The sequence below is a fragment of the Geminicoccus flavidas genome (assembly GCF_009806515.1).
In the GTDB taxonomy this organism is placed as follows: Bacteria; Pseudomonadota; Alphaproteobacteria; order Geminicoccales; family Geminicoccaceae; genus Geminicoccus; species Geminicoccus flavidus.
In genome coordinates, this window is record NZ_WUJP01000444.1 from 1 (window position 1) to 2627 (window position 2627).

A 2627-nucleotide genomic window follows, 5' to 3' on the forward strand; every position below is an offset into this window, starting at 1 on the left:
CGATCGCCGCCATGAGCTCCATGCGGTTGTTGGTGGTGAGGTCCTCGCCGCCGGACAGCTCGCGCTCCGTGCCCTTCCAGCTGAGCACCGCCGCCCAGCCGCCCGGGCCGGGATTGCCGCTGCAACCGCCATCGGTGTGGATGACGACCGGCGTCGAGTCTGCAGGCTCAGCGGACACCACACACCGCCGGGTCGGTGACGTCGCGGAAGAAGCGCAGCTTCGCCAGATACTCCAGCGGGTCCTTGGGCTGGACCAGGGCGCCATCGACCCGGTTCAGCCAGTCATAGAGCCGGGTCAGCAAAAAGCGCAGCGAGGCGCCCCGGCAGAGCAGCGGCAGGGCCCGGATCTCGGCGGGCTCCAGCGCGCGCTCGGCAACGTAGCCCGCGACCAGGGCTCGGGCGCGCTCCGGATGGAAGGTGTGGCGCTCGTCGAAGCACCAGGCGACGGTGCAGACCGCCAGGTCGTAGGCCAGCAGGTCGTTGCAGGCGAAATAGAAGTCGATGATGCCGGTGACGTCTGTGCCGCGGAAGAAGATGTTGTCGGGGAACAGGTCGCCATGGATCACGCCCGACGGCAGGCCGGCCGGCCAAGCCCCAATGATCGCCTGGAAATCCCGCTCCAGCTCCTCGGCCAAGCCCGGCAGGACCCGGCCGGCATCCGGCTCGCACAGATCGAGCAGCCGGCGCCAGCCATCGACCGACAGCGCGTTCGGCCGGCGGATCGGGAAGTCCCGGCCCTCGCGGTGGAGCTGACCCAGTGCTGCGCCCAGTGCCCGGCAGTGCTCCGAGTCGATGATGTCGGTGCAGCTGCCTTCCAGGAAAGTAACGATGGCCGCGGGCTTGCCCATCAGGCTGCGCTGGACCCGGCCGTCCCGCCCGTGGATCGGCAGCGGGCAGTGGATGCCGCGCTCGGCCAGATGCTCCATCAACCCCAGGAAGAAGGGCAGGTCGGCCGGATCCACCCGGCGCTCGTAGATGGTGAGGACGTAGCGCCCCCGATCCGTGTCGACGAAGAAGTTGCTGTTCTCCACGCCTGCCTGGATGCCCTGGAATTCCAGGAGGCGGCCCAGGTCATAGTGCGCGAGGAAGGCATCGAGAGTGGCTCGATCGACCGGCGTATAGACCGCCATGCGGGCTCCGAAGCTGGATCAGGCGGCCTGGGCAGGACGACGCTTGGGCAGCGGCGGCACCCGGAAGGTGACGTTCTCGTCGACCAGCTTCACTTCCTCGACGGTCACCTCGAAGCGCTGGCGGGCCGCCTCGATCACCTGGTCGACCAGGATCTCCGGTGCGGAGGCGCCGGCACTCAGTGCGAGGCGGCGCACGCCGTCCAGGCTGTCCCAGTCGATGTCAGCTGCGGTGCGGATCAGCTCGGCGCGCGGGCAGCCCTCGCGCCTGGCGACCTCGACCAGCCGCATCGAGTTCGAGCTGTTCTTGGCACCCACCACGAAGGTGAGGTCGGAGCCAGGGGCGATCGCCGCCACCGCCTGCTGGCGGTTGGTGGTGGCGTAGCAGATGTCCTCGTTGCGCGGCCCCTCGATCCGGGGGAAGCGCTCCTTCAGCGCCGCCACCACGCCGGCCGTATCCAGCACGGAGAGCGTGGTCTGGGTGGAGAAGGCCAGACGCTCGGGATCCGGCACCTCCAGCCTCGCCACGTCCTCGACCGTCTCGACCAGTAGCACCGAGCCCTCCGGCACTTGGCCCATCGTGCCGATCACCTCGGGATGGCCGGCATGGCCGATCAGGATCACGGTCAGGCCCGCCTTGTGGTGGCGCTCCACCTCGCGATGGACCTTGCTGACCAGCGGACAGGTGGCATCGGCGAACAGGAGCCGACGACGCTTCGCCTCGTTCGGCACCGACTTCGGCACGCCATGGGCGGAGAACACCACGATGCCGTCGTCCGGTACCTGGTCCAGCTCCTCCACGAACACCGCCCCCATCGCCTCCAGTTCCTCGACCACGTAGCGGTTGTGGACGATCTCGTGGCGGACATAGACGGGCGGCCCGTTCTCGGCGAGCGCCTGCTTCACGATCTGGATGGCTCGGTCCACACCGGCGCAAAAGCCACGCGGGCTGGCGAGAACGATCGTGAGGGCGGGTTTCGACGAGGTCATGGCTGGCTCGGTGGCGACAGATGGACGGCGAGATAGCACGCCCTGCCCGTCAAGACGAGGTTCAGGCCGCCACGAACTCGACCAGGACGCCGCAGGCTTCCGCCGGCGCCACGGTGAGCCCGCCCGCTGCATCGACCTCATAAGCCACGCCCTGCCGCTCCAGAAAGGCGCTTGTTCGGCCCGGATCGGCACGGATGCCCATCGCCACCGCGACCGGTGCCGCGGGCGGATCCAGCCGGGCCAGGGGCGGATGGAGCATGCCGATGTCCTCGGCGCGCGCCAGCAGCAGGGTGGTGGCGCCGGCATGGACCGCGGCGACCTCGTCCGTCCAGGTGACCGAGGCGGGCCCCAGCACCCGGGCCAGCACGTCCACCACGGGCGGCACGTCCGGGACCAGCCAGGTCACGGTGCGGATGCCGACGGCACCGTTCGGGTGCGCCAGCCAGGCCGGCTGGCGCAGCAGCGCCGGCGTCAGGTGGTGGCAGGCGAAGAAGTTCAGGCCCGCGGTCG

3 protein-coding genes and 1 pseudogene are annotated in these 2627 nt (G+C 69.7%); all 4 read right to left on the reverse strand.

Features of this window, described 5'->3' with window-relative positions; translation table 11 throughout:
* A partial coding sequence (locus tag EQG76_RS12505; RefSeq protein WP_321573457.1) for an RNase H family protein occupies positions 1 to 178 on the reverse strand: 178 nt, incomplete at its 3' end.
* The gene (locus EQG76_RS12510) at positions 168 to 1130 is read right to left on the reverse strand and encodes a homoserine kinase (protein WP_159713795.1); all 963 of its coding nucleotides are present in this window, start codon (positions 1128 to 1130) and stop codon (positions 168 to 170) included. The genes EQG76_RS12505 and EQG76_RS12510, both read right to left, overlap by 11 nt.
* 18 nt (positions 1131 to 1148) lie before the next feature.
* Positions 1149 to 2117, reverse strand: coding sequence for a 4-hydroxy-3-methylbut-2-enyl diphosphate reductase (ispH, locus tag EQG76_RS12515; RefSeq protein ID WP_159713797.1), 969 nt, complete (start codon positions 2115 to 2117; stop codon positions 1149 to 1151).
* Positions 2118 to 2178: 61 nt separating this feature from the next.
* Positions 2179 to 2627: pseudogene (locus EQG76_RS12520) on the reverse strand (VOC family protein); the annotation flags it as partial.